The 253-nt window shown below is 41.5% G+C and carries 1 protein-coding gene; it reads right to left on the minus strand.

Features of this window, described 5'->3' with window-relative positions; translation table 11 throughout:
* Positions 1–253 (minus strand): transposase (locus AD60_RS09985; protein ID WP_146048850.1); only part of this gene is annotated, 253 nt, incomplete at both ends.

Here is a 253-nt window from a genome sequence, read left to right on the forward strand (position 1 = left end):
AGCAGCACAAGACGTAGCACCGTATATATCGGAAAAGGGCTTATCCCTATTTTTCACAGCCAATTCACTGAATTTCAGATAAATGTTGGAAAGCATCCAATTCTTTTCAGAAGCGAGTGTATGAACCAAATGGAACCTATGGCGTGTAAGTCTTTGTAAAGCCAAAAACTGAGAACCACGCCAAGGGGAAGAAGAAATCTTGCCACATCTAGCGAAATCGGCTATGACGTAAGCGTCCAAATGATCTGTTTTA

The organism is Petrotoga sp. SL27, assembly GCF_002924605.1.
In the GTDB taxonomy this organism is placed as follows: domain Bacteria; phylum Thermotogota; class Thermotogae; order Petrotogales; family Petrotogaceae; genus Petrotoga; species Petrotoga sibirica.